Here is a 24,084-nt window from a genome sequence, read left to right as displayed (position 1 = left end):
CTCCCCCTCGTCCGAAAGGTTCCGGGAGCAACGATCCCCGAAGCCCATGAATTTCGGATGAAGGGACTGCCGATGGGACCGTCGGACAACGACCCGACGGTCAACCGCCAACCGGCCAACCGACCAACTGGCTAACGGGTCAGCACGATGGCGGTGAGCACGAGTCCGTCGCGGGCGAGCCAGCGTCCGGTGAACCCTTCCCGCCGAGTACCCCCGACCACCGGACCGGGCACCAGCAGCCGGGCGGTGAAGGTGCCACCGGCCCCGCTCTCGCCTCCGTCTTCGGTTCCGTCCTCGGCTTCGGTCGCCGAGTCTCGGGAGAACTCGACGGTCGCCTCGTCGAAGTCCAGCTCGCGCCCCGTCAGCGGGTACCAGGTCTTGAACACGCTCTCCTTGGCGCTGAACAGGAGCCGCTCCCAGGACACTTCCGGCGCCCGGGCCGCCAGGGCGCCCAGGTGACGGCGCTCCTCGGGCAGTGACACCCGCTCGAGGACGCCGTCCGGCAGGGGTCCCGACGGTTCCGCGTCGATGCCGAGCGACACGACGTCACTGGCCCTGGCCACGGCGGCGGCCCGGTAGCCGTCGCAGTGGGTCATGCTCCCGGCCGTCCCCACCGGCCACCGGGGCTCCCCGCGCGCCCCCGGCGTCAGGGGAGACTCGGGCACACCGAGCCGGCCCAGCGCGAGACGCGCGCAGAGCCGGACGGTGGCGAACTCCCGCTGCCGCCGGGCGACCGCGTTCGCGACGACCGCGGCCTCCTCGGGGAAGAGGGCGACCGGTTCGGCGTCGTCGAGACGCCACTCGGTGACGACCGACCCGGGCACGAGTTCGCCGATCACGGTGTTGCCTCCCTGGACAGGGCGATCAAGGGGCGGTACGTCAGGCCGGGTTCTTCACGTCGGCGACGTAGTTCGCACCACCGAGGCAGTCACGGATGTCGTAACGGGGGGCGACCGCACCGGTCCACCGCAGGAATCCGGTCGCACCGGTCGCGGCCGACATGTCGATGAATCGGCAGCCGTCGTAGATGAGCTTGCCGGCGGTGGTGGCGGTGCCGCTGGTCTCGACCGCGTGCGAGCCCATGAGGGCGCAGTCGGTGTAGCGGACCGTCGGGCCCCGGTCGCCGTTCGCGTTGAAGGCGTACGTGTGCGTGACGGCGTCCGGCGCCCACGACTTGAAGCTCAGGGCGGTGTCGTCGCACGAGACGAAGCTGATGTTCCCCTTGTACCAGCGGGAGTCGATCACCTTGTGGCCGAGGCCGCGCAGCTCGAAGCGGATGCCCTGGGCGTAGAGGCGCATGGTGGAGTCGGACCTGGTGGGCGCGTCCGAGGTGAGCTGGAAGAAGGTGCCGTTCGACGCGGCGTCGGTGAGGATGTAGGAGCCGCCGACGAAGTTCATCGAGCCGCCCCGGTTGTTCTTCACGAACACGCCGGACTGGTACTCGACCTTGCAGTCACGGAACCAGTAGTTGAGGAACTGGTCCTGCTGGGTCGCGGCCGGGGTCATCCCCATGACGAGGAACGCGTCGGAGTAGGAGCCGCCGACCTGGCAACGGTCCCAGCCCATCTCGCTGTTCAGGTTGGAGGTGGTGGCCGGGCCGTCCAGGCCGATGCCGCGCTTCCAGCTGCCGCGCCACTCCACGTCGGTGTACCAGGTGTCCTGCACGCCGTAGGCGGCGGAGGAGTACGCGTAGCAGAAGCTCGACGTGGCGTTGTTGCTGGTGAAGGTCAGCCCGGAGATCCGGATGTTCTTGTAGCGCTGGTAGTTGGTCCACAGCGTGGTGTCGTCGGCGGTCGGCGCGTACACGATCCGGGACAGCCGCTTGCCGTAGCCGGTGATCGAGAGGCCGTCGACGATTCCGCCGCCGCCCTCGCCGTCCACGTTGGGCAGCAGCGAGTCGGGCTGGGTCAGCAGGTAGGTGCCGGGCGGAATGACCAGCACCTTCTTCGGGATCGCCCCCGAGATCGGGCCGGGCTGGAAGGAGGCGAGGACCTCGGCGGCGGCCGCGCGGAAGGCGGCGTCACTGGGGGTGGCACCGGTCGGGTCGGCGCCCTTGCTGATGACGTCGACGCTGTACGGGTCGTCCCCGGAACCGGCGGCGTACGCGGTGCCCCCACCGAGCGCCAGCGCGCCCGCCGCACCGGCGCCGGCCGTCGCCATCCCGCGTATGACGGACCGACGGTCCATGTTCCCGCTCATTCGTTGCCCCCATGGTCATGATCATGAAACAGACGGGTCATATGACCACGACTCCGGCGCGGATGCAAGACCGAACGGGGCCCGCCGCCGCCCGGCGGGGCCAGTGCTTCGGGGTGTCGATCACGGGCCGATCGCGAGACCCGCGTCGGCTCCGTGGCCGATGTCTTATTGGTTTGCCGCCGGTCGGCCCGGTCGGATAGGAAGCTTGCATGCTGAGGGGTAGCAAGGTCGGGCTCAGGGCCCGGCACGAGGACGACATCCCGATCCTGCGGACCGAGCTCTACGACGACGTGGTCGGCGCCTCGCGGGCCGAAGGCCGGCCGTGGCGGCCGATCAGGCCTGGCTCGAAGGACCCACGGCTCGTGGGGGACGACGAGGAGGAGGGGCACGTCCCGTTCTCCGTGGTGGAGCTGGGCGGCGGCACACTGGTCGGTACCGCGACGCTGTGGGGCATCGACACCCACAGCCGGTCCGCGCACATCGGCCTTGGACTACTGCCGTCCTGCCGCGGCAAGGGCTACGGCACCGACGTGGTCGCGGTGCTGTGCCACTATGGTTTCGTCGTACGCGGCCTGCACCGGCTGCAGATCGAGACACTGTCGGACAACGCCGCGATGCTGCGCTCCGCCGAGCGCAACGGCTTCGTCCGCGAGGGCGTGCTGCGCTCCTCGGCCTGGGTGATGGGCGAGTTCCTGGACGAGGTGCTGCTCGGGCTCCTCGCCCACGACTGGAAGCCGGACCTGACGGCATAGACACGCGTCGCGCCCCGTCTATCAGCTGCCGACGTGTCCACACCGGCGGACGGCCCGGCTTGATGCCCTGCGGTGCGTCACACCGGGCCCGGCAGGTCCATGAGCGCGAGTTCGGCCGGATCGATCACAGCGGTGATCTCGGCAATACGGCCGTCGGCCACGATGAAGGCGAGGAGGGAGAGGGGGGTGCCGTCTTCGCTCCAGGAGATGACGCCGGGCCGGCCGTTGACGGTCGCCGCATGTCCTCGAGCCGCGCCGCCGGCCACTCGCGCGCGAGTGGCGACTTCGGTGGCTCCGAGCGTGACGAACTGACCGTTCGGGGTGTGGACGGTGAACTTCACTTCGGGGTGAAGAAGTTGCAGCAGCTGCTCGAACCGACCGTCGCCGGCGGCAGCCAGGAAGGCTTGGACCACCTCGCGTTGCTGTCGTCCGGTGCTTGCCGGCCGCTGGGCGGCCTGTACTTTCCTGCGGGCGCGGCTGGTGAGCATTTTGGTCGCGTCGGCGGACTTGCCGAGAATCGTGCCTACCTCCCCGTGGGGCACGGCGAACACGTCGTGCAGCACGAACGCCAGTCGTTCGTCCGGGCGCAGCGTGTCGAGGACCGTGAGGAGCGCGAGGCCGACGGAGTCCCCGAGCGCCACGAGGTCTTCCGGAGCAGACGCGTCGTCGAGCGTCACGGTGAATTCGGGCGGCTGGTCATCGAGGGTGACCTCCGGGCGGGTCCGGCCCGCCCGAAGGACATCGAGGCTGATGCGGCCGACCACGGTGGTCAGCCAGCCACCGAGGTTGTCGATGGTGCCGGTGTCCTGACGGGAGAGACGCAGCCACGCCTCCTGGACCACGTCCTCCGCGTCGGTGTGCGACCCGAGCACACGGTGGGCGACGGCTCGGAGCCGGTCGCGCTGGGACTCGAAGGCATCGACGATCGGATCCGTGGGATGGGCGTCGGGCATGTTGTTACCTTCCTCGAAACTGCTCCGTCATAGGGGTGACGGGCACAAGCCCCGGAAGGTAACCCCGATGGAGGAGAGCACTCGCACATGGAGAACAGGCTCAAGAACAAGAACACGGACAACCCCGATGTGTGGACCGCGATTCAGCACCTCCACAAGGCGATCGCGGCCGGGGGCGTCGACCCGAAGCTGCTTGTGCTGGTCCACCTGCGCGTCAGCCAGATCAACAGCTGCTCGGCGTGCGTCTACGCCAGCGTCGCCGGGGGGAGGAAGGCCGGTGAGACCGACGAGCGGCTGCACAACGTGGCGGCGTGGCGTGAGGCGCCGTTCTACACCGATGCGGAGCGCGCGGCGCTGGCGCTGGCCGAGGCCGCCACCCGGCTGCAGGATGGTGCGGAGGGCGTCACCGACGAGATCTGGGAAGAGGCCAACGCCCATTTCACCGAGGAGGAGATCGGCGCGCTCAACCTGGAGATCGCGCTGACCAACTTCTTCAACCGGCTCAACCGCACCATCAAGGAACCGGCCGGCCAGACCTGGGGCTGAGCCCGGCGTGGCAGATGGCCTTCCGGTCTTCGCTCACCAGTCCCGGCCGGCGATCAGCTCCTCTGCATCCGCATCCGCGAACCCATATGCCGACGCGACAAACCAGAAGTCCTCGGCGATCCACTCACGCGCAACCGTCTCGATCTCACTCCCGGCTGCCTCGAACTCCGCCTCTAGAAGGTTGAACTCCTCCGTCGCGGCCTTGGTGAGCGCATACAGGGCCTCCAGATCCGACGGCTGCTCGGCCTCAATCCGCTCGCACAGCCGCAGCAGGATCGCCCTGCCCTGGTCGACGACGTGATCGGGGAAGTACGAGTCCTCGTACATCTGCCGCAGAAACGCGTGCCCTGCTACCTGCTGGTTTGTGATCGGCATGGCGCTCCCCATCCCCTAGTGATCTGGTTTTGAGGTCGTGGGTCGCCACGTGAGGCGTCCCCTGTTTCAGATTGCGGTGTTCGCCTGCGGCAGGTCGCGCGTTCGCGCTGTCCTGTGGGCATGGGTGATACCCGGCTGGAACCTGTCGTGCTGTCGGAGGCCGAGCGGCTGACGCTGGAGAACTGGGCCAAGCGCCGCTCGACCGCGCAGGGGCTGGCCGTTCGCGCACGGATCGTGCTGGCGTGCGCGAACGGCTGGAACAACACCGTGGTCGCCGCGCGACTCGATGTCGGCAGAGGCACCGTGCGCCGCTGGCGCACACGGTTCGTGGCCCAGCGCCTGGACGGACTCGCGGACGAGCCGCGGCCCGGGGTGCCGCGGACCATTACCGACGCCCAGGTGGAAGAGGTCGTGGTCCGCACCCTGGAGCAGACTCCCCCGGGCGGGACGCACTGGTCGAAGCGGGAGCTGGCCAAGGTCGTGGGAATCTCCCCGGCGAGCGTGCTGAGGATCTGGCACGCTTTCGGCCTCCAGCCCTGGCGCACGGAGACCTTCAAGATCTCCCCGGACCCGTTCCTGATCGACAAGGTCCGTGACGTCGTCGGCCTCTACCTCGCTCCGCCGGCCAACGCGGTGGTCTTCGCGGTGGACGAGAAGCCGCAGATCCAGGCCCTTCAGCGGACCGCGCCGGTCCTGCCGATGGTCCCGGGAGTGCCCGAGCGGCGGAGTTTCGACTACGTCCGGCACGGCACCGTCGACCTGTTCGCCGCCCTGAACACGGCGACGGGCAAGGTGATCACGAAACTGTCCGCGCAGCACCGGGCGGTGGACTTCCGTGACTTCCTCGACGAGATCGACCGCCAGACCGACAAGCACCTGGCGGTCCACGTGATCTGCGACAACCTCTCCGCCCACAAGGCGCCGGTGGTGCACAAGTGGCTCCTGGCGCATCCCCGCTTCCAGCTCCACTTCACCCCGACCTACTCGTCGTGGATCAACCAGGTCGAGCGGTGGTTCGCCGAGTTGGAACGGCGCTGCCTTGAACGCGGCGTGTTCTGTTCCCTCGACGACCTCAAGGCCGCACTCGAAAACTGGATCAAGGTCTGGAACGACGAAGCCCGGCCCTTCAAGTGGACCAAGACCGCCGACCAGATCCTCGACCGGATCTGCCGCTACTGCGACAGGATCTCCGAACCAGATCACTAGTAGAACTGACGCGCCGATCATCCACGAAACCACTGACAACGACGCCGTCCATGTATGCCAGACCGCTCGTGACCAGCACTTTCACAACAAGCCCTAGGCGCCGCGCCGGATGCGGGCCGCCTGGCGGGCTTCGGCCTGCTTGCGGGCTTCGGCCGAGCGTCGGGATTCGTTCTTGGCGCGGCCGGGCTTCCCGGGGACGGTGCCGATGCCGCGGAAGGCCGCGCCGCGCTGGGAACGCTCCGGGGTGACGGGGGCGTTGCCGCCGATGGGGACTCCGGACGGGGTCTTGGCTCCGGTGATGCGGCTCAGTTCGGCCTCGCCCGAGCGGACCTGGGTGATCCGCGGCCGGATGCCCGCGTCGGCCATCAGGCGCGCCATGTCCTTGCGCTGGTCCGGGGTGACCAGGGTGACGACGCTGCCGGACTCGCCGGCCCGTGCCGTGCGGCCGCCGCGGTGCAGGTAGTCCTTGTGGTCGGCGGGCGGGTCGACGTTGACGACGAGGTCGAGGCCGTCGATGTGGATGCCGCGGGCCGCGACGTTGGTCGCCACCAGGACGGTGACGGCGCCGGTCCTGAATCGCTCCAGCGTGTGGGTCCGCTGTGGCTGCGACTTGTCGCCGTGGAGGGCAGCCGCGCGGACGCCGCTGCCGAGGAGGTGCCGGGTGAACCGGTCGACGGAGGCCCTGGTGTCCAGGAACATGAGGACGCGCCCGTCACGGGCGGCGATCTCCGTGGCGGTGGCGTACTTGTCGGCTCCGTGCACCTGGAGCACGTGGTGCTCCATCGTGGTGACGGCGCCGGCCGAGGGGTCGACGGAGTGGACCACCGGGTCGCTGAGGTACTGGCGGACCAGCAGGTCGACGTGGTGGTCGAGCGTGGCCGAGAAGAGCATGTGCTGTCCGCCGGGGCCCACCTGGTCGAGCAGTGTGGTGACCTGGGGCATGAATCCCATGTCCGCCATCTGGTCGGCCTCGTCGAGGACGGTGATCCACACCCGGTCGAGGCGGCAGTCGCGGCGCTCGACGAGGTCCATGAGACGGCCGGGCGTGGCGACGACGACTTCGGCGCCCTCCTTGAGCGCGGCGGCCTGCCTGCTGATGGACATACCGCCGACGACGGTGGCCATCCGCAGCTTCAGCGCCTTGGCGTACGGTTCGAGCGCGGTGGTGACCTGCTGGGCGAGCTCGCGCGTGGGAACGAGGACCAGGGCGAGCGGCCGCTTGGCGTCGGCGCGCCGGCCGACGGTACGCACGAGGAGCGCGAGGCCGAAGGTGAGCGTCTTGCCGGATCCGGTGCGCGCGCGGCCCAGGACGTCGCGGCCCGCGAGGGCGTTCGGCAGGGTCGCGGCCTGGATCGGGAACGGGGTGGTGACGCCGAGGTCGGTGAGCGTCCGCAGCACCTCGGCGGGGAGCTCCATGGCGTCGAAGGTCTCCGCGGCCGGCAGTCCCGGGGTGACGGTGACCGGCAGCGCGAACTCCCCCTTGGTCGGGGCAGGGCGACGGGTGTCGTTCGTACGGTCCGAGCGGTTCATGAGTGCCTTCCTCGATGCGGCGCGTATCAAGGAATCCACGGCGGAAATGAGCCGACGGAATTGCAGGAACGGGCCGGGAACAGTACCTGTACGGATCCGGGCACATCCGTGCGATGCGGTACGTCGCGGCATCCCGCTCTCGGAATGCCGGGGGACCCGCCGAACAGCTGGCTGCGGCGGGATGAAGGCCCGGTAAACGGCGACGGCCGGTGCCCCCCACCCTGGGGGTGGGGGGCACCGGCTACGTCGAACGCGTCAAGCTTAGGCGGGGGTGATGTTCTCCGCCTGCGGGCCCTTCTGGCCCTGCGTGACGTCGAAGTTCACCTTCTGGCCCTCCTGCAGCTCACGGAAGCCGGAGGACGCGATGTTCGAGTAGTGGGCGAAGACGTCGGGGCCGCCACCCTCCTGCTCGATGAAGCCGAAGCCCTTTTCCGAGTTGAACCACTTAACGGTGCCGGTAGCCATGCGATATCTCCTTCGAGGCATTACCCGGCATTCACACTGCGTGAATACCGGCGTCGCCGCGATGATTGCCCCGTCCGGAAAATGCACCGAAAATACAAAAAGTGCCTGGCGGTAAAGAACCCACCTAAGCACTTGAAGTCTATGGGAACCACAACTGCAACTGGTATCTACTCTATCACGGAATGGCCGGGCAGTCGCTTTGACACGGAACCAACTCGATTCTCGGGTCGGCGGGCCCCTCGCGCGGGGCCCCCGAACCCGGTGGCCCCTAGGCCTGCGGGGGCTCTCCGGGCACGGACTTCCCCCTCCGGCGCTCGGCCACGAGGCAGGCGATCCCGGGCATCGTCAGCAGCACCGTGCCCCAGAGCGGCATGCCGAACAGTGGCTCGGGGCCCGCCAGCCACTCGGCGAGGATCAGGGCCGGCAGGCCGGCGGCGAAGCCGACGAGCCACTCCTTGCCGAGCCCGAGCGCCCCGCGGCGCAGTTCCAGAGCGACCGTGGCCACCCCGAGGGCCGCCCAGAAGGCGATCCTGCCCGGGGTGATCTCCAGGACCGCGGTCCACCCGATCAGATGCGAGAAGAGCAGCACGACGCCCGCCGCGAAGGGGACCAGCGCCGCCATCCGCAGGACGCGCCGGCGCAGCGGCGTCCGCGCCCTGGCCGAGGACGCGGCGAATGCCTTGATGTCCGCGCCGACGACCTCCCGTGGCGTGCGCCCGGTGGCCGCCGCCTCGTCGAGGCGTACGGCGAGCTCGGCGAGCATCGCGCGTACGGAGGCGTCGTCGATCCCCCGGTACTCCCAGTTGCTCCGGCAGACCGCGAGGACCCGCTCACGCGTCATCGAGTCGGTCGTGATCGAGTCGGTCGTCGCCGTGCCACTCGCCGTCGCGCCGCGTGTCGCGCCGCCCGTCGTATCGCCTGTCGGGTCGCCCGTGGTGCCGCTCGTCATCCTGAGCTTCCCCCCGTCGGATCCATGGCCGCCCGCCCCAGCCCCGGCAGCACCGGCAGCCCCGATCGACCCTAACTCTCACCGTCGGCCGGTCGCTCGCGCGCCGCTGCGCGCGCCTCCCGCAGCGCCGTGTGCGCCGACCACACCACCGACACCATCGGTACGGCGACCACCGCACCCACGATGCCGGCCGCGATCGAGCCCGCGATGACCGAGATGGCGACGACCAGGGGGTGGAGCCGCACGGCCCAGCTCATGACGAGCGGGTGGAGCAGGTGCCCCTCGATCTGGCCGATCACCACGATCAGGGCGATCACGATCGCCGCCACCAGCGGGCCCTGTGAGGCGAGCGCCACGACGGCGGCGACCGCGAGGGCGATCGGCGACCCGATCAGCGGGACGAAGGCGGCGACGAACTCCAGGAGGGCCAGCGGGACCGCCAGCGGCACCCCGAGGAGCCAGAGGGCGATGCCGACCAGGACCGCATTGACCGCGGCCACCAGCACGATCCCGTGCGTGTAGCCGGTGAAGGTGCGCCAGGCCGCGCGCCCGGCGATCCCCACCCGGTCCCGTACCGACGCGGGCAGCTGCTCCTGGAACCACCCCCACTGCCGGTCCCCCGACTGGATGAAGAACACCGCGCAGAACAGCGCCAGGGCCAGTGTCGTGAGGACGGCCACCAGATGACCCGCCCCGCTCAGCGCCGTGCTGACCAGGGCCGAACGATGGCTGGCGAGGAACTGTCCGATCCTGGCCTGGACGTCGGACAGCGCCTCCGGGGCGAGCCGGAACGGCGGTCGGCCCAGCCAGTCCTCGATCCGGCCGATGCCCACCCGGAACTCGCGCACCAGCGTCGTCCGCTCCCCCGCCACCGCCTCTCCGACCAGCGCGAGCACACCGAGGACGAGCGCGATGCCGCCGATCAGGGTGAGGGCGACCGCCACCGGCCGGGGCAGGCCCCGGGCGACCACGTCGGCGATCGGGCGCAGCAGCGCGGTGATCACCAGGCCCAGGAACACGGCCACGCCGATCTCGTGGAAGCGGCCGAGCAAAGCGAAGAGGCTGTAGACGAGCAGACCGACGACGAGCAGTCGCCACGCGTACGCGGCGGCCGTACGGAGGAACGGGGTCACCGGCGGTGCTGTGCCTGGCTGCATGGCGACGACGTACCACCGGAGGCGCTCCGGTCCACGCGCCCGGCCCGACATTCGCCCGGTCAGCCGGGGGTCGGCCGTGGTGCCGGATCGGGTCACGTATGTATGCCTCAAGGTCCTCGACGACGACCCCATCGATCGACTCCCCTCCCTCCGACCGGATGTGGCAGAGTCGGGGCGGGGTGGCGGCCGACTCCGCGGGACCGGGTCCCGCCGGGGGCCGCGTCGGGGCGAGGGGGCTGTGTGGCGCGGGTGGTCGACGGTCGGTTCGAGCTGGTGGCACGGCTCGGCGGTGGCGGCATGGGAACGGTGTGGCGGGCGCGGGACACGGCGCTGCACCGCGAGGTCGCCCTCAAGGAGGTGCGCCCGCCCGACCCGGCGCTGGCCGAGTACGACCCCGAGGGAGCCCGCGCGCTGCGCACCCGTGTCCTGCGCGAGGCGAGGGCGCTCGCCCGGATCGCCCACCCGCACGTGGTGACCATCCATCACATCGTGGACGGCGGCGAGACCACGTACCCGTGGCTCGTCATGGAACTGGTCACCGGCGGCTCCCTCCAGGACCGGCTCGACCGGGGCCCGCTCACTCCAGCCGAGACGGCCACGCTGGGGCGCGGCGTCCTGGCCGGCCTGCGGGCGGCACACGCCGCGGGCATCCAGCACCGGGACATCAAGCCCGCGAACGTGCTGCTGCGACCGGACGGCCGGCCGGTCCTCACCGACTTCGGCATCGCGGCGATGCACGGCGCTACCGCCCTCACCGCCGCCGGATCGATCATCGGCACGCCCGACTACATGGCGCCCGAGCGGGTGGGCGGCGAGGAGGGCGGCCCGGCCGCCGACCTCTGGTCGCTGGCGATGATGCTGTACGTCGCGGTGGAGGGCCACCATCCGCTGCGGCGGGCCAACACGCTGGCCACGCTCGCGGCCGTCCTTGGCGAGGACGTGCCGCCGCCCCGGAACGCGGGGCCGCTCAGTCGGGCACTGACGGACGTCCTGGTGCGGGACCCGGCGGCGCGACCGGACGCCGAGGCGTTGGACCGCCTGCTCGCGGAGGTGGAGAGCCGGACCGCGAGCCCCACACCGAGCGCCGGGCCTGACCCCGCGCCGGCATCCGCGCCGACGCCCGTGCCGCATTCCGCGCCGATGCCCGTGCCTCCGCCGCCGCCGCGCGTGCCGCCCGGCGACCCCACCTCGTACCGGGTCGCTCCACCCGGCCCGGCAAGGAGGAAGTACGGTCCGGTGTACGCCGCGGCCGTCGCCGCGACGGCACTGATCGGCGTACTCGTCTGGAGTCTGCTCCCCAACGGAGACGGTGACGGAGACGGAGACGGAGAACGAGACGGCAACAAGGGCGCGAGCCCGGCGCCGTCCTCGGTGTCGTCCTCCGTCTCGTCCTCCGTGTCGCCTTCCTCCTCCACGCCTGCCGGAGCCTCCGGGATCACCATCGGGATCAAGTTCGACCAGCCCGGGCTCGGCTGGAAGAACACGGACGGCACCTACTCGGGACTCGACGTGGACGTGGCGAGGTACCTCGCCCGCGCTCTCGGTCACGATCCGGCCGCCGTCACGTGGAAGGAGGTGAGCAGCGCGACCCGCGAGCCCCTTCTCACCGGCGGTGACGTCGACTTCGTCGTGGCCACGTACGTGGTCACCGAGGACCGGAAGCGCCGGATCGACTTCGCCGGCCCCTACCTCGTGGCCCACCAGGACGTCCTGCTGCGGGCGGACGACACCGCGGTCAGCCGCCCGGCGGACCTGAACGGCAAGAAGGTCTGCGCCGTCACCGGTTCCAGCGCCTCCCAGAACATCCGGGCGAATCTCGCCCCGCAGGCCCAGCTCCGGGAGTACGAGACGTACGCGCGCTGTGTCGGCGACCTGGCCTCCGGAGCGGTCGACGCCGTCACCACCGACGACGTCATCCTCGCGGGGTACGCCACTCAGGACGCGTTCCGGAGCAAGTTCAAGCTCGCCGAGTTCCGCACGACCGAGGAGACGTACGGCGTCGGCCTTCCGAAGAACAGCCCGCTCAAGGCGAGGATCCAGACCGCGCTGGAGCGGATGGTCGCCGAAGGCCACTGGAAGACGGCCGTCGAGGAGAACCTGCCGCTCCTCGGCGTGGACGCCGCCCGCCCGTTCCGGTGACTCAGGCCAGGACCAGCAGGGCGGCGAGGGCCGGGCCGAGCGCTCCGCCGAGTTGGTAGAAGAGGACGAAGAGACCGATCGCGGCGGGGCGTCGGTCGGTCGAGGCGTGCCGGGCGACGTGCACCGACAGGACCGCGTTGCTGCCGGTCGCGACGAACACGGCGGCCGCGGCGGCCACGAGCAGCGCCGGCCCCCAGGGGGCGAGGGCGGCGGTCACGGGTGCCGCCGCGCCGAGGGTGACGAGCAGGGTGAGCGCCCTTCGGTGGCCCAGCCGCGCCGCCGTGGCGGCGAGGAGCCAGGAGAGCGCGGAGCCGGTGAGGAGCGCGGCCAGTTGGCCCGCGCCGATGACCTCGGTGCTCCATCCCGTCCGCTGCCGCACCAGCTCGGGAAGGGCGAACAGGAGCACGAAGTACGAGGTGGAGAAGGCGCACGCGAGGAGGGCCGAGCCGAGGAAGGCCCGCGAGCGGAGCACGGCGGCGGGTACGAAACCGTCCGGACGGCGCCGTACGTGGAGGACGAGCGGTACGGACGCGACCGCGGCGGCGAGCGCGCCGGCGAGCGGAGCCGTCGGAAGAAGGACCAGCGCGGACACCACGGCCACGACGAGCCCGGCACCGACGGCGTCGAACGGAACGGCGTGCGGGCCCTGTGGGGCGTACCCACTTCGTGCGGCGCGCGGGCTCCGCGCGGCACGATCCGGCGCGGCGGTCGCCGTGTGACGCCGGACCGCGGGCACGGCGAGGAGGGCGAGGGCCGAGAGGGCGAGTGAGGCGCGCCAGTCGACGGCGTCGGCGAGAGTCGATCCGACGAGCGGCCCCACTGCGCCCAGTACGCCGAATCCGGCGGTGATCGCCCCCATCCGACGCGTCGAACCGGCGAGGTTCATGGCCACGGCCACCAGCCCCGCCCCGCCGGCCCCCTGCGCAGCCCTGCCGAGGAGGGCGAACGGCAGCGACTGCGCACTCGCGACGAGCGCGGTACCGACCAGTGCGAGGACCGCGCCGGCGAGGAGGGCGGCCCGCAGACCGCGGCGTCGGACGAGGGCGGCGAACAAGGGCGTTCCGACGGTCATGGCCCAGGCGAAGACGGTGACCGTCCAGGTCGCCGCCGTGGTGGAGACGCCCAGCGACCGGGCCATGTCGGGAAGGATCAGGACGGGTGCGTTGGCTCCGGTGGCGATCGGCGCGGCGAGGAACGCCAGCCAGAGGGCGGACGGCCGACGGGGTGCGGCGGAAGCGGTGGTACCGGGTGTGGAGATGACGGCGGCGGACACACGAACTCCATCCGTTCAAGGTTGATAATTTCAACGTTGAGATAAAAACATCGCCGCTCGTTCAACGTCAAGTGATTCAACGTTGAGATACCTTGGTCCGACGCGGAGGAAAGGTACGAGGGAAGGTACGGAGGAGAGCGGCATGAGCGACTCGAAGGACGGGCACACCGACGCCGTCGACGGCATCGTCGGGCAGTGGGCGGAGGAGCGCCCCGATCTGGTCGACGCGCTGTGGCCCGTAGAGGTACTCGGCCGGCTCCAGCGCCTCGGCGTCGCGCTGGAGAAGGAGTTCCGGACCTTCGCGGCCGAGCGCGGGCTCGAGCTCGGCGAGTTCGACGTACTGAGCACGCTGCAGCGCTCGGGCCCCCCGTACGAACTGACCGCGGGGGCCTTCCGCAAGGCGGCCATGGTGACCTCCGGAGCGATCACGAACCGGATCGACCGGATGGAGGCCAAGGGCCTGGTCGAGCGGGTCCGGGACACCGAGGACCGGCGCTCGGTGAGGATCCGTCTCACCGAGCGGGGCCACGAGGTCACCCGCGCCTACATGGCGGACCACCTCGCCAACGAGGCCCGCATGCTCGGCCCGTTCGACCGGGAGGAGTGCGAGGAGCTGGCGGGGAAGCTGCGCCGCCTGCTGGTCTCCCTCGGCGACACCACCATCATGTGAAGGCCGCGCCCTTCGGGTCCCACGTTCCGTTGATCGGCCGCTGCTAGTGTCCGGGGCGGGGCGCGCGTCCCCTGACAGGGTGTGTGCGAGAGGCGAGGAGGAGCCCATGAACGCCGCCGAAGAGGGACGGCAGCAGCTGGACGCCGTCAGCGTCCTCAACGCCAGGAGGACGCTCCTCCAGCTGCTTGCCAGGGCAGGAGTCTGGTCCGGCGACGCGGAGGAGCTGATCGGGCTCGTCGAGGCCGGCGCGCTCGCTCTCGCGCACACGGAGATCACGGAGATCACGGAGAGCACGGATAACGCGGCGCGCACGGAGATCACGGAGAACGCGGAGAGTACGGAGAACGCGGCAGGCACGGCGGGCACCACGGGCGCACGGGGAGCCGAGAACTCGGTGGTCGGCGAGGGCCGGCAGGCCGTTCCGGCCGAGAAGGCCGAAGCCTACGCGTCCGGCCGCCTCGACGGCAGGCGGGCCGTCGCCGACGAGCTCGCCGACATCGCCGAACGCACGCTGCGCCACGCCATCGCCCCCGATCCCACGGTCGCCTCTCCCGACGACCGTTCTCCCGTGGGGAGGGCCGAAGTGGAGCGGGCGAAGGTGGCGGTGACGCCGCTCTACCTCTCGTACACGGCCGTCTCCGACCTCGACCCCGACGCCACCGAACAGGTGCTCACCGCCGTCCTCGGCACGATGAGCCCCAGGCAGCGGGCGGGGTACGCGGGGAGGCTGACGGAGTTCGCCTCGGCCCATCGCGCGCGCCTGGAGCGGCTGTACGCGGAGTACGGACCCGGCAGCGCCATCGCGATCCACGGCCGCTACTCCCTCGTCCACTCCCCCACCAGCGTCGCCGTGCTGGAGCGGCTCGCCGTGGCGCCGTCGGCGCTGCACGAGGAGTGGGACGCCGCTGAGTTGCCGCCCGCGTGGCTGGACGGGCTGACCACGGCGTGGGGCTCGGCGGCCTGACCGGCCGGGTTCCGTACGGCGGCCGACTCCACGCGTCGGCGACATCCGCTACGCCCGGGCCGTCCGGGTCGCCCGAGCTGTCTGCGGCGTCCGAGCCGTCAGCGGCGTCCGAGCCGTCAGCGGCGTCCGGGCTGTCTGCGGCGTCCGGGCCGTTCGTGCCGTCCGAGCCGTTCGTGCCGTCCAAGTTCTCCCGGGCTCCCGGTCTCACGGGCCGACCTCGAGGATCGTGGCGGGGGCGGCGCTGGCCACCGTGACCACGGCCGACCGCCGGCGGTCCGTCCACTCCAGCAGCCCGAAGTCACCCTCCCCCGCTTTCAGCAGGGCCTCCTCCCGTACCCACAGCCGGAGCAGCGCAGGGCCGGGGTCCGGCCGCGCGCCGGCCTCACGCAGTTCGGCGGCGGGCAGCAGCCGCTTCAGTACCGACAGGGGGCCGGGCCGGCGTGTCGAGGGCTCCACGTCGATGCCGACGGGGCCGGGTCCGACGGCCGCCGCGACCAGCCCGTCGGCGTGGCTCAGGCTGACTCCCACCCCGGGGTGGGTGGGAAGGTACGGACGCCCGTGCCCCGACTTGCCGCACCCGTCGCAGAACTGGGCCGGGGCCGACTCCCCCGGAGGCCGCCCGGTGAACCGGGCGACGCACAGACGCAGGAGCAGCCGCGCCGCCAGCACGTCGTCGCGGCGGCTCGGCACCCGTATCGCGGCAAGCCGCCGCAGCTCCCACGGTTCGAGCAGGGCCTCGTGCAGCTCCGGGTGGGCCAGGACCTCCGCCGTGGTCGCGACCGCGGCCAGCGCCGTGGTCACGGGCGCGTGCTCACCCGGCGGCGGCCGGGGCGGCGGCCGTTCCGGGGGCCGTCAGGAAACGCCGCTCCACACGGCCGAGCGTGCGGAAGTCGTCGATGGTGACGTCCTGGAGGTCGATGCTGTCGCCGGAGATCTCCTCCAGGAGGTCGATGAACTCCAGGAAGTCCATCGAGTCGATGAGACGGGCCTCGATGAGGTCCTCGTCGACGTCGATCGGGCCGTCGAGACCGGGGTTCTTCTCGTGGAGCCACGCGGCGATGCGTTCCATGGTGCGGGGTCACTCCTTGCTGGTACGGGTGTTTCCGACGGTCGAGGGAAGCGGGGTCAGGCCCGGGCGTCCTGGAGTCGTTCCAGCGCCTGCTCGGGCGTGCCGTGGGTGAGGATCATCGCGTGCACCCAGCGCTCGACGCCGAAGGCGACGCAGGCGCTGTAGGCGGGCCCTTGGGCGCCGGCCCGGATGTCCAGCCGCTCGCCGAAGAAGTTGCGGTGCCGGTTCACGGAGGCGATGGCCGTGCCGTCCGGGGCGCTGAACTCGTGCTTGACCGGGTCGAGCGCCATGAGCCGGGCCCGGGAGCCACCCCTGTCGTAGAAGGGGTCGTCGGCGGTGGCGCGGGTCAGCCCCAGGCCCAGGCGTCCCGCGAGCTCCTGGATGAACTCGGCGCCCCGTTCCAGGTGTTCGACCGAGCCCTGCTTGGTGCCGAGGTACAGGACCTCGCGCATGTGGAAGCCCCACAGGCGGCGCAGTCCGTCGTAGTGGGTCTCGTTGCGGAAGCAGCGGCCGGTCGCGGAGAGCCGCAGCCCGTCCTCGCCGACGTCCCGGCCTTCCAGGGAGAGCAGCAGCCCGTAGCAGGTGGCGGAGGGCAGCAGGTGGCCGGTCGGACTCAGCGGCAGCTCGCCCGGCGCCTCACCGGCCGCCAGGCCGTCGAGCGCCTCGGGGGTGAACCGTCCGGCGGAGACGCCGAGATGGGGGAAGTTACGGAAGTAGTCCAGGCGCGCCAGGCCCTCCACGGAGAGCAGCGGCGGCCCCACCACCTCGGGGGCGGAGAGCCGTGCGGCCAGCCCGGTCAGCAGCGCGTCGAGGCCGTGCAGCAGGGCGGTGTGCACCGGGTCCAGCGTGAGCAGGCCCGGGCCGGGGTTCTTCAGGCCGCCGTCCGGCAAGGCGGTGATGCTGGATGTGTTCATGGAACCGCTCCCTCTCAGCGTGGGGCGAACAGTCGGGGGCGTCGGCCGGGACCGGCAGGCCGGGTGGGCAGGACGGAGTCGCCGCTGCCTGATCACGACGGTGCGAACGGCCGTGGAGCGATCGCCGTCGACCGGGCGCAGCGATGGCCGACCCATGGCCCGTCGGGCCGGTGACCGGAGCTGCTCAGGGAAGACCCTAGGTCAGCTGTTCGGACATTGTCTAGACCAAAGTTGACTGAGTGGTGAACACCAACCGACGGTCTTTTTGATCTTGAAAGCGACACAACTGTGCATATCGAGACGCCACTTGACAGCAGCTATGGTCTAAACCAATGCTTCTGCGTAACCGGCGGTGACCGTCTTAGGGGGTGTCCGGCCCTGATCCGCCGGACACCCCCTAGGCCCTGACTCCCGCTTTGGAGGGACCACATGACGACACCTGCCCCCCACGGTCGCCCGCGCCGCCCCTATCTCCACCGAGCGGCGTCCGACCTTCCGTACTTCAGCGCGGACGGCGAGTCCTACCTCGCACAGACCACCCTGCGGGAGCTGAAGAAGTCGCGCCCCCTGCGGGTACTGTCCGAGGAGGACTTCGCGCACTGGCAGACGTACGGGTACGTCATCGTCCGGGAGGCCATCCCGGCGGAGGCGGCCCGGCAACTGCTCGACTTCACCTGGGACTTCCAGGGCCTCGACCCGGACCGGCCGGAGAGCTGGTACGAGGACCGGCCGTTCCGCTCCGAGCTGGACCAGCAGCTGCACGTCTACGGATTCGTCGAGGCGTACCACCACCAGCTGCTCTGGAACAGCCGCCAGGCCCAGCGCGTGTACGACGCCTTCGTCGACGTCTGGGACTGCGAGGAGCTGTGGGTCACCCTGGACCGGCTCAACCTCAATCCGCCCAACGTCGGGAACCGCGACCGCGCCCTGATCGAGCCCACGGACCGGGGCTTCGACATCGAGCTGCACTGGGACATCGACACCACGATCGGCGTCCCGCCGCAGCGCGTGCAGGGCATCATCGCGCTCAACGACACCCGGCCGGAGACCGGCGGATTCCAGTGCGACCCCGAGCTGTTCCGGCAGTTCGAGGAGTGGAAGGTCGACCAGCCGGCCGGCCGTGACCCGCTCCGCCCCGACGTGGACCGGACGGAACTCCCCGTCGTACGACCCGAACTGCACCCCGGTGACCTGCTCATCTGGAACGGTCTGCTCGCCCACGGCGTGGCCCGCAACACTTCGGAGAACGGAGTGCGGGCCGTCCAGTACCTGTCGATGATGCCGGCCCTCGAGGAACACGAGCGGCTGCGGCGGTCCCGCGTCGAGTCCTGGCGGCACCTGCGCACCCCCCGCTGGAACCGCACCCTGGTCGGCGACCCGGTGCTCCACGAGTCCAAGCGCTACCCCACGGCGGAGCTGACCGAGCTCGGCAGCCGCCTCCTCGGGCTCACCTCGTGGCACGACAGCGACACCGACGCCGACACCGAAGCGGCTATCGCCACGGCCACCGCCACGGCCATCGGCACGGCCACCGCATCGGCCATCGGCACGAGCGAGACGGCCGGCGGTCAGAGCGGAGACCCGTCGTGCGCCGCGTCTGTCTGACCCTCCCCACCAACCGGTCCTGCGCCGAGACCATCAGGGCGGTCGCCGAGGAGGCCGCCCACGGCGCCCGCCACTTCGACGTCGAGGTGCACCTCCTCGTCCTGGACTCCTCCGAGGCCCCGGTGATCGCCGAGCACCGGCAGGCGGTCGCCGCCCTGCCCCCGGCCCCCGGAGTCGTCGTCCACCACCTCGACGAGACCGAGCAGCGGACCTTCCTGAGTAAGGTGATCTCCCGGTCCGGCGTCGACGCGCCCGACCGGATGCTCGACCTCGTGCTTCCGTCCCGCGTCTCCTACGGCGCCTGCACCAACCGGGCCTTCCTGATCGCGGAGGCCCTGGGCTGCGACTCGGTGCACCGCCGGGACTCCGACAGCCGCTACCAGTCCCTGGACGGCCGGCCCGTCTTCCCCCTCCACCACGAGCTGACGACCCTGGGACGCCGGGCCTCCGACGTGGCGGGCCTCGTGTCCAGGAGCAGACTCGACCCCGCGTACGCGCACCGGCCGGTGGCGATGGTCGGCGGCTCCTTCGTCGGCGAGATGTCCGTGGACGTCGAGGAGATCCGACGGCTCGACCCCTCCGTCTACCACGACGTCGTCGGTCTGTCGGTCCCCGACGGCTATCCCGAGATCTGGCGCAGGAACCTGATCGAGGAGTCCTTCCGCGGCGCCGGGACCGCCGCCTTCACCGGCGACCGCACCACGCTCACCAGCGTGAACCCGATGCGTGTGGACATGTGCAACATCGGCTTCACCCGCGAGGTCTACGGGCGCGTGCCGCTTCCGCCCGCCACCGACACCATCGGCAGCGACTACTTCCTCATCCACGTGGTCCACGACGCCCGGCTGCCCGGCGTCCTGCACAACCGCCACATCGTCAACTTCCACACCGGCGAACGCCGTACCGACGCCGGCTTCCTCGCCTACCAGGTGCGGCTCGCGAAGTTCCTCCTCTCGGCCCCGTACTTCAACGCCGTGTACGCCCGGATGGCGGCGGCCGCCGAGGAGTTGCTCGACACCGAGGGCCAGGTCCGCGCCTCCGTCGTCGCCGGCTTCGTCAGGGACAGCACCGCGCTGGACCGCGTCGAGAACGCCGAGCGGCTCGACGTCGTCGACCGTTCCTATCGGAAGCTCGGCGGACGCTACGCGGAGGCCGCGGACGTCCTCGCCGCCGACCGCGAGCGACTCCTCGACGAGGCCCGGGGCGACATGGAGGAGTTCGCCCTCCTGATCGACGCCTGGGAACCTCTGACCCGCTCCACGAAGTCCGTGAAAGGCATCACATGGTGAGTGAGCGAGACTTCTCGCGGCTCGAGGACGGACGCGCCGTCACCGTCACCTACGAGCGCGGCGTGGAGCGGCGGGGCCCCGTCACGATGGGGCAGGCCAACATGATCCGCTGCATCCTGCGGGACGAGCCCGCGCACATCAACATCCACGACGTGTGGCCGGTTCCCGCCGGAACCGGGATGGAAGCCGCGATCGACGCCCTGCGCGAACTGGCGGAACGGCACGAGGCCCTGCGCACCACGTTCCCCCACGACCCGGGCACCGCGCCCCGAGAGCAAGTCGTCGCCCCCAAGGGCGATTTCACGGTCACCGTCCTCGACCACCGGGAACTTCCCCCCGACCCCGCCGGGTACGCCGAGTCGTTGGCGCGGCGGGCCCGCGACGAACGCTTCCACCTGGACCGGGACTTCCCCCTCCGGATCTCCCTCGTCGCCCTCGACGGCGCACCGGCGTTCGTCGCCCTGGCGGCCAGCCACGCCGTCACGGACGTCAGCGCGCTCGGCGTCCTCAAGGAGGACTGGCTCACGCTGCTCTCCGGCGAGCCGCTCCCGGACTCGACGGCGCTCACCCCGCTCGACCTGGCCGCCGAAGAGGCGACCCCGGCCGGCCGTCGCAAGTCCGAGGCCTCGCTGAGGTACTGGCAACGGATCATCAGCAGCGGACCGCAGGCCATGTTCGCCGAGCCGGGCGCCGAAGGCACCGACATCCACACGCCCCAGCTCACCCTGCGGTCCCGGCGCGGCGCCCGGGCCCTGGCCCGCGTGGCGGAACGCACCGGCGGTCTGCCGGCGACCGTGCTGCTGACGGCCTGGTGCGCGCTCCTCGCCCACCGTACGGGCCAGAGCTCGTGCGTCGCCGCCGTGCCGACCTCCAACCGGCACGCGCCCCGGCTGGTCCGCTCGGTGAACACGCTCTCCCAGGACGCGCTGCTCTCGCTCGACATACGGGTCCCTTCCTTCGACGCGCTCCTCAGCAAGGCGTGGGGTGCGGCTCTCGACGCCTACCGGCACAGCCGGTTCGACTCGGTGAGCCTGTGGGAGATGATCGGCAGGACCACCTTCGAGCGCGGCAGCCAGTTCGCGCGCGACATCGTGTTCAACGACGTGAGCACGCTCCCCACCGCCCTCCCCTCCGCCCTCGCCGACGCGCCCACGGGCGACGGCGCGGGGCCGGAACTGGAGCTGAGCTGGGGACCGGAGCAGGTTCTGCCGACCCGTGTCCTGACCTTCGTCCACGAGACGGACCCCCTGCTCCGCCTCGGCATGTGGGCCGACCCCGCGCTGTTCACGCGGGACCAGGCGGAAGGCCTGCTCACCGGCCTGGTACGGCTCCTCGAAGCCGCCGCCACTGGGGACGTGCCGTTCACGGAGCTCACCGAGGTGACGGGGGTCGGCCCGGTCGAGCGCGGCCCCGAGTGGCAGCGGGTGGACGGCTCCTGGATCTCGCCGCCCGCCATCGCGGACGCCCTGAGCCGGGCCCTCGACGGCGTACCCGTACACGTCACGACGGAGCTCCCGCCGGCCGACGGACCGGGCGTCGGACCGGCATCCGGACCGTCCGTCGGACCGGGCGAAGGGGAGGCCGGGGACGCCGGGGACGCCAGGGACGCCAGGGAGGCGGGGGACGGCGGGGACGCCGAGCCTGTCCTCACCGCGTTCGTGGCCGCCGGGGACTCCCCACTCACACCGGCGCGCGCCCACGCCGCACTCATGGACGCCCTCCCCGGCCACCCCGGACTGCTGGCTCCCCGCCGGTACGTGATCGTCCAGGACCCGCCGGCGGAGGCCGACCGGAGCGGCGCGTGGCTCCGGCAGCAGATTCTCAGCGAAGGGACCGGCCGGGACCGGCGGATGTGACATGACGATGGATGACGTGACCGTCCGGCAGAAGCCGGACCCGCTCCCCAGCCCGTGGCGGTCGAGCCGCTTCCGGCTGTTCTTCACCGCCCGCAGCACCTCGCTGCTCGCCGACGGCATGCTGATGGTGTCGCTGACGACCGCCGTGCTCGGCGCGGGGTACGGGGCCAGCGGCGTGGGCTACGCGCTCGCCGCGTGGATGGCGCCGATCGTGCTGCTGGTGCTCATCGGCGGCGTGCTCGCCGACCGGTTCACCCCACAGGTGATGATGGTCGGCGCCGATGTGGTGCGCATGGTGGCGATGCTCGCGCTGGCCGCGCTGCTGGCCACCGACGGTGTGAAGCTCTGGCACATCATGGCGCTGCTGGCGCTCAGCGGGGCCGCGACCGCCATGTTCCAGCCCGGCCTGGCGAGCATGGTCCCGCAGGTCGCCGAGGACATTCAGCGGGCCAACGCGCTGCTGCGGATCTCCGAGTCGATCTGCACCCTGCTCGGTCCCGGTCTCGCCGGCCTGCTCGTGGCCTACTGGGACGTGGCGGGTTCCTTCCTTTTCATCGCGGCGGCGTACGCGCTCAGCGCGCTGGGCCTCGCGCCCCTGCGCAAGCTCAGTACCGCCAAGGACGACAGCGCCGACCCTCTGTGGCAGCGGCTCGCCACCGGGTGGCACGAGTTCCGGGCCCGGTCCTGGCTCTGGGGGGTCATCGCAGTCTGGGCCGTCTATGGCCTGTTCGTCTTCGGCCCGGCCCTGCCGCTGGGCGCTGCGCTCCTCACCGAACAGCACGGGGCCAGCGGCTACGGCTGGATCGCCTCCGCCGATGGTGCCGGCACGATCGTCGGGGGTCTGCTCGGCATGCGCGTGCGGCCCCGTCGCCCGCTCGTGGCGGGGGCCTGCGCCATGTTCTTCTTCTCCCTCAACCCCCTGGCGCCCGCCCTCGGCTGGTCGTTCACCCTCACGGCGGTCACCGGTGTCGTGGCCGGCTGCGGGTTCGCCTTCTGGGGAGTCATGTGGGCGACGAGCGTGCAGTCCCACATCCCGCTGACCGTCCTGAGCCGCGTCTCGGCCTACGACGTCGCCGGATCCATCATGGTCATCCCCCTCGGCCGGGCACTGGCCGGCCCGGCGGCCGAATCCTACGGAGCCGACCGGGTCCTGCTCTTCTCCTCCGTGATGGGCCTCGTCCTCATCGCGGTGATGCTCGCCGTCCCCGCCATCCGCGCGCTCGGCCGGGCACCGGAGGGCTCGACCGCGTCGGACACGGACCCGGACCCGGGCTCGGACCCGGCGGCGGAGACCGATGTGGAGCCCGGGGCGGAGGCCCGGAGCGGGGGGCGCTGAAGGTCCTGATCGGAGTCGGTGCGAGGGCGGGCGGGCGAGGGCGGGTCCGCCCTCGGCGTCTCGGCCACCCGCGCCTCCGCGTCCGGCGAACGTGACGTCGTTGGCCGGCGGCTCAAGCCTCGTCGGTCAGCGAAGGCACGGCGCACGGACGGAGGACCATGAGCGAGTCCTCCAAGGTCGCCACCATGGCGAAGGGGAACCGGTCGAGCTCAAGACAGAGTGCGACGTCATCAGGATGGACTCCTTGACGCACCCCCTCCGCCAGCTCGGCCGCGGCGCGCGACTCGCCGGCGCGGCGGAGGAACTCAGCCGCGTCCGTCCCGGCCTCGGTGGCCCTCCGAGCGATGTACTGAGCGCACGCCAGATCTTCATCGGCGTGCCCGTCCTCGCCGGTGACCACGAACGTGACATCGGCACACTCGCGTGTCCGCAGGAGCCGAGCCGTCGCCTCCGCCACCACGAAGCCGGCGCACAGCACCAGCGACGCATCCTTCACCGCAAGGGCGCCGACGGTGCCTGCCGTGGTCTTCTGTACGACGGTCCGTTCGCCAAGGTCGACAGACCGCAGCAGGCCCGGCGAGTTGACCATGTCGAACCCGGGCGCGGGCGGACCGTCCTTGAGCGCCGCCCAGTCCGGATGGGAAGCCTTGAGCGCCAGGGCTTCGTCCAGCGACTCGGCAAGAACGATCTTTTCCGCCCCCTGGGCGAAGGCCCAGGCAGCCACCGTGAAAGCACGCATGACGTCGACGACGACCGCCACGGATGGGGCTTCGACCAGCTCGGTGATGCCAAGGAAACGAGCGTCCATCCGATCATGATCGCGCATGCCCGACCCGA

The 24,084-nt window shown here is 71.2% G+C and carries 23 protein-coding genes; 10 read left to right on the top strand and 13 right to left on the bottom strand.

Annotation, left to right across the window (positions count from 1 at the left end; translation table 11 throughout):
- Nucleotides 1-131: 131 nt before the first annotated feature.
- A complete protein-coding gene (locus OG361_RS35930) occupies nt 132-839 on the bottom strand; it encodes a 4'-phosphopantetheinyl transferase (protein ID WP_405860344.1) in 708 nt (235 codons plus the stop codon).
- A 40-nt stretch (nt 840-879) separates the two neighbouring features.
- Nucleotides 880-2,187 (bottom strand): hypothetical protein, encoded by a 1,308-nt coding sequence (locus tag OG361_RS35925; RefSeq protein ID WP_405860342.1) that lies wholly within the window; start codon nt 2,185-2,187, stop codon nt 880-882.
- A 221-nt stretch (nt 2,188-2,408) separates the two neighbouring features.
- On the opposite strand from OG361_RS35925, the gene OG361_RS35920 reads away from it, so the two are divergent.
- Nucleotides 2,409-2,951 (top strand): GNAT family N-acetyltransferase, encoded by a 543-nt coding sequence (locus OG361_RS35920; RefSeq protein WP_384562598.1) that lies wholly within the window; start codon nt 2,409-2,411, stop codon nt 2,949-2,951.
- A gap of 77 nt (nt 2,952-3,028) precedes the next feature.
- On the opposite strand, the gene OG361_RS35915 is transcribed toward OG361_RS35920, so the two are convergent.
- Nucleotides 3,029-3,904: a sigma-70 family RNA polymerase sigma factor gene (locus OG361_RS35915; protein ID WP_405860340.1), complete on the bottom strand. Its 876-nt coding sequence runs from the start codon at nt 3,902-3,904 to the stop codon at nt 3,029-3,031.
- Nucleotides 3,905-3,991: 87 nt separating this feature from the next.
- Here OG361_RS35915 and OG361_RS35910 point away from each other — a divergent pair, with 87 nt between their 5' ends.
- Nucleotides 3,992-4,450 (top strand): carboxymuconolactone decarboxylase family protein, encoded by a 459-nt coding sequence (locus tag OG361_RS35910; protein WP_405860338.1) that lies wholly within the window; start codon nt 3,992-3,994, stop codon nt 4,448-4,450.
- 33 nt (nt 4,451-4,483) lie between these two features.
- On the opposite strand, the gene OG361_RS35905 is transcribed toward OG361_RS35910, so the two are convergent.
- The gene (locus OG361_RS35905; protein ID WP_405860336.1) at nt 4,484-4,825 is read right to left on the bottom strand and encodes a DUF5713 family protein; all 342 of its coding nucleotides are present in this window, start codon (nt 4,823-4,825) and stop codon (nt 4,484-4,486) included.
- Between the two features lie 120 nt (nt 4,826-4,945).
- Here OG361_RS35905 and OG361_RS35900 point away from each other — a divergent pair, with 120 nt between their 5' ends.
- On the top strand, nt 4,946-6,031 hold the full coding sequence (locus tag OG361_RS35900; protein WP_405851442.1) for an IS630 family transposase: 1,086 nt from the start codon (nt 4,946-4,948) through the stop codon (nt 6,029-6,031).
- 93 nt (nt 6,032-6,124) lie between these two features.
- Here OG361_RS35900 and OG361_RS35895 read toward each other — a convergent pair whose 3' ends face one another.
- From OG361_RS35895 to OG361_RS35880, 4 genes are all read right to left on the bottom strand, one after another.
- A complete protein-coding gene (locus tag OG361_RS35895; protein ID WP_405860334.1) occupies nt 6,125-7,561 on the bottom strand; it encodes a DEAD/DEAH box helicase in 1,437 nt (478 codons plus the stop codon).
- Between the two features lie 261 nt (nt 7,562-7,822).
- On the bottom strand, nt 7,823-8,026 hold the full coding sequence (locus tag OG361_RS35890; protein ID WP_024760785.1) for a cold-shock protein: 204 nt from the start codon (nt 8,024-8,026) through the stop codon (nt 7,823-7,825).
- Nucleotides 8,027-8,294: 268 nt separating this feature from the next.
- Nucleotides 8,295-8,975 (bottom strand): hypothetical protein, encoded by a 681-nt coding sequence (locus OG361_RS35885; RefSeq protein WP_405860331.1) that lies wholly within the window; start codon nt 8,973-8,975, stop codon nt 8,295-8,297.
- A gap of 71 nt (nt 8,976-9,046) precedes the next feature.
- Nucleotides 9,047-10,132 (bottom strand): AI-2E family transporter, encoded by a 1,086-nt coding sequence (locus OG361_RS35880; protein WP_405860329.1) that lies wholly within the window; start codon nt 10,130-10,132, stop codon nt 9,047-9,049.
- A gap of 249 nt (nt 10,133-10,381) precedes the next feature.
- Here OG361_RS35880 and OG361_RS35875 point away from each other — a divergent pair, with 249 nt between their 5' ends.
- Nucleotides 10,382-12,271 (top strand): bifunctional serine/threonine-protein kinase/glutamate ABC transporter substrate-binding protein, encoded by a 1,890-nt coding sequence (locus OG361_RS35875; protein WP_405862628.1) that lies wholly within the window; start codon nt 10,382-10,384, stop codon nt 12,269-12,271.
- A gap of 1 nt (nt 12,272) precedes the next feature.
- Here OG361_RS35875 and OG361_RS35870 read toward each other — a convergent pair whose 3' ends face one another.
- Nucleotides 12,273-13,544 carry an MFS transporter gene (locus OG361_RS35870; protein WP_405860327.1) on the bottom strand — a complete coding sequence of 424 codons (1,272 nt, stop codon included), beginning with the start codon at nt 13,542-13,544 and terminating at the stop codon, nt 12,273-12,275.
- Between the two features lie 142 nt (nt 13,545-13,686).
- Between OG361_RS35870 and OG361_RS35865 the strand changes: the two genes are divergently transcribed.
- The gene (locus OG361_RS35865) at nt 13,687-14,214 is read left to right on the top strand and encodes a MarR family winged helix-turn-helix transcriptional regulator (RefSeq protein ID WP_405860325.1); all 528 of its coding nucleotides are present in this window, start codon (nt 13,687-13,689) and stop codon (nt 14,212-14,214) included.
- A gap of 106 nt (nt 14,215-14,320) precedes the next feature.
- Complete coding sequence (locus tag OG361_RS35860; protein ID WP_405860324.1) at nt 14,321-15,178, top strand: hypothetical protein; 858 nt, start codon at nt 14,321-14,323, stop codon at nt 15,176-15,178.
- A 204-nt stretch (nt 15,179-15,382) separates the two neighbouring features.
- On the opposite strand, the gene OG361_RS35855 is transcribed toward OG361_RS35860, so the two are convergent.
- Genes OG361_RS35855 through OG361_RS35845 form a run of 3 tightly spaced genes read right to left on the bottom strand, consistent with a single transcriptional unit; the run spans nt 15,383 to nt 17,161 of the window.
- Complete coding sequence (locus tag OG361_RS35855) at nt 15,383-15,979, bottom strand: 4'-phosphopantetheinyl transferase family protein (RefSeq protein ID WP_405860322.1); 597 nt, start codon at nt 15,977-15,979, stop codon at nt 15,383-15,385.
- A gap of 10 nt (nt 15,980-15,989) precedes the next feature.
- A complete protein-coding gene (locus tag OG361_RS35850; RefSeq protein ID WP_405860320.1) occupies nt 15,990-16,247 on the bottom strand; it encodes an acyl carrier protein in 258 nt (85 codons plus the stop codon).
- Between the two features lie 56 nt (nt 16,248-16,303).
- Nucleotides 16,304-17,161: a hypothetical protein gene (locus OG361_RS35845; protein WP_405860318.1), complete on the bottom strand. Its 858-nt coding sequence runs from the start codon at nt 17,159-17,161 to the stop codon at nt 16,304-16,306.
- Nucleotides 17,162-17,590: 429 nt separating this feature from the next.
- Here OG361_RS35845 and OG361_RS35840 point away from each other — a divergent pair, with 429 nt between their 5' ends.
- The 4 genes from OG361_RS35840 to OG361_RS35825 are packed head-to-tail and all read left to right on the top strand — an operon-like array spanning nt 17,591 to nt 23,247.
- The gene (locus tag OG361_RS35840) at nt 17,591-18,766 is read left to right on the top strand and encodes a phytanoyl-CoA dioxygenase family protein (RefSeq protein ID WP_405860316.1); all 1,176 of its coding nucleotides are present in this window, start codon (nt 17,591-17,593) and stop codon (nt 18,764-18,766) included.
- Complete coding sequence (locus OG361_RS35835; RefSeq protein WP_405860314.1) at nt 18,748-20,055, top strand: DUF6271 family protein; 1,308 nt, start codon at nt 18,748-18,750, stop codon at nt 20,053-20,055. Before OG361_RS35840 ends, OG361_RS35835 begins: the two co-directional genes overlap by 19 nt.
- Nucleotides 20,049-21,911, top strand: a complete 1,863-nt coding sequence (locus OG361_RS35830; protein WP_405860312.1) for a condensation domain-containing protein — start codon at nt 20,049-20,051, stop codon at nt 21,909-21,911. The genes OG361_RS35835 and OG361_RS35830 overlap by 7 nt, the downstream gene beginning before the upstream one ends.
- A gap of 1 nt (nt 21,912) precedes the next feature.
- Nucleotides 21,913-23,247: an MFS transporter gene (locus OG361_RS35825; RefSeq protein ID WP_405860310.1), complete on the top strand. Its 1,335-nt coding sequence runs from the start codon at nt 21,913-21,915 to the stop codon at nt 23,245-23,247.
- A 112-nt stretch (nt 23,248-23,359) separates the two neighbouring features.
- Here OG361_RS35825 and OG361_RS35820 read toward each other — a convergent pair whose 3' ends face one another.
- A complete protein-coding gene (locus tag OG361_RS35820) occupies nt 23,360-24,055 on the bottom strand; it encodes a 2-phosphosulfolactate phosphatase (protein ID WP_405860308.1) in 696 nt (231 codons plus the stop codon).
- Nucleotides 24,056-24,084 lie beyond the last annotated feature (29 nt).

The sequence above is a fragment of the Streptomyces sp. NBC_00090 genome, from assembly GCF_045160815.1.
GTDB lineage: Bacteria > Actinomycetota > Actinomycetes > Streptomycetales > Streptomycetaceae > Streptomyces.
This window is presented reverse-complemented; position numbering and strand designations above follow the sequence as displayed.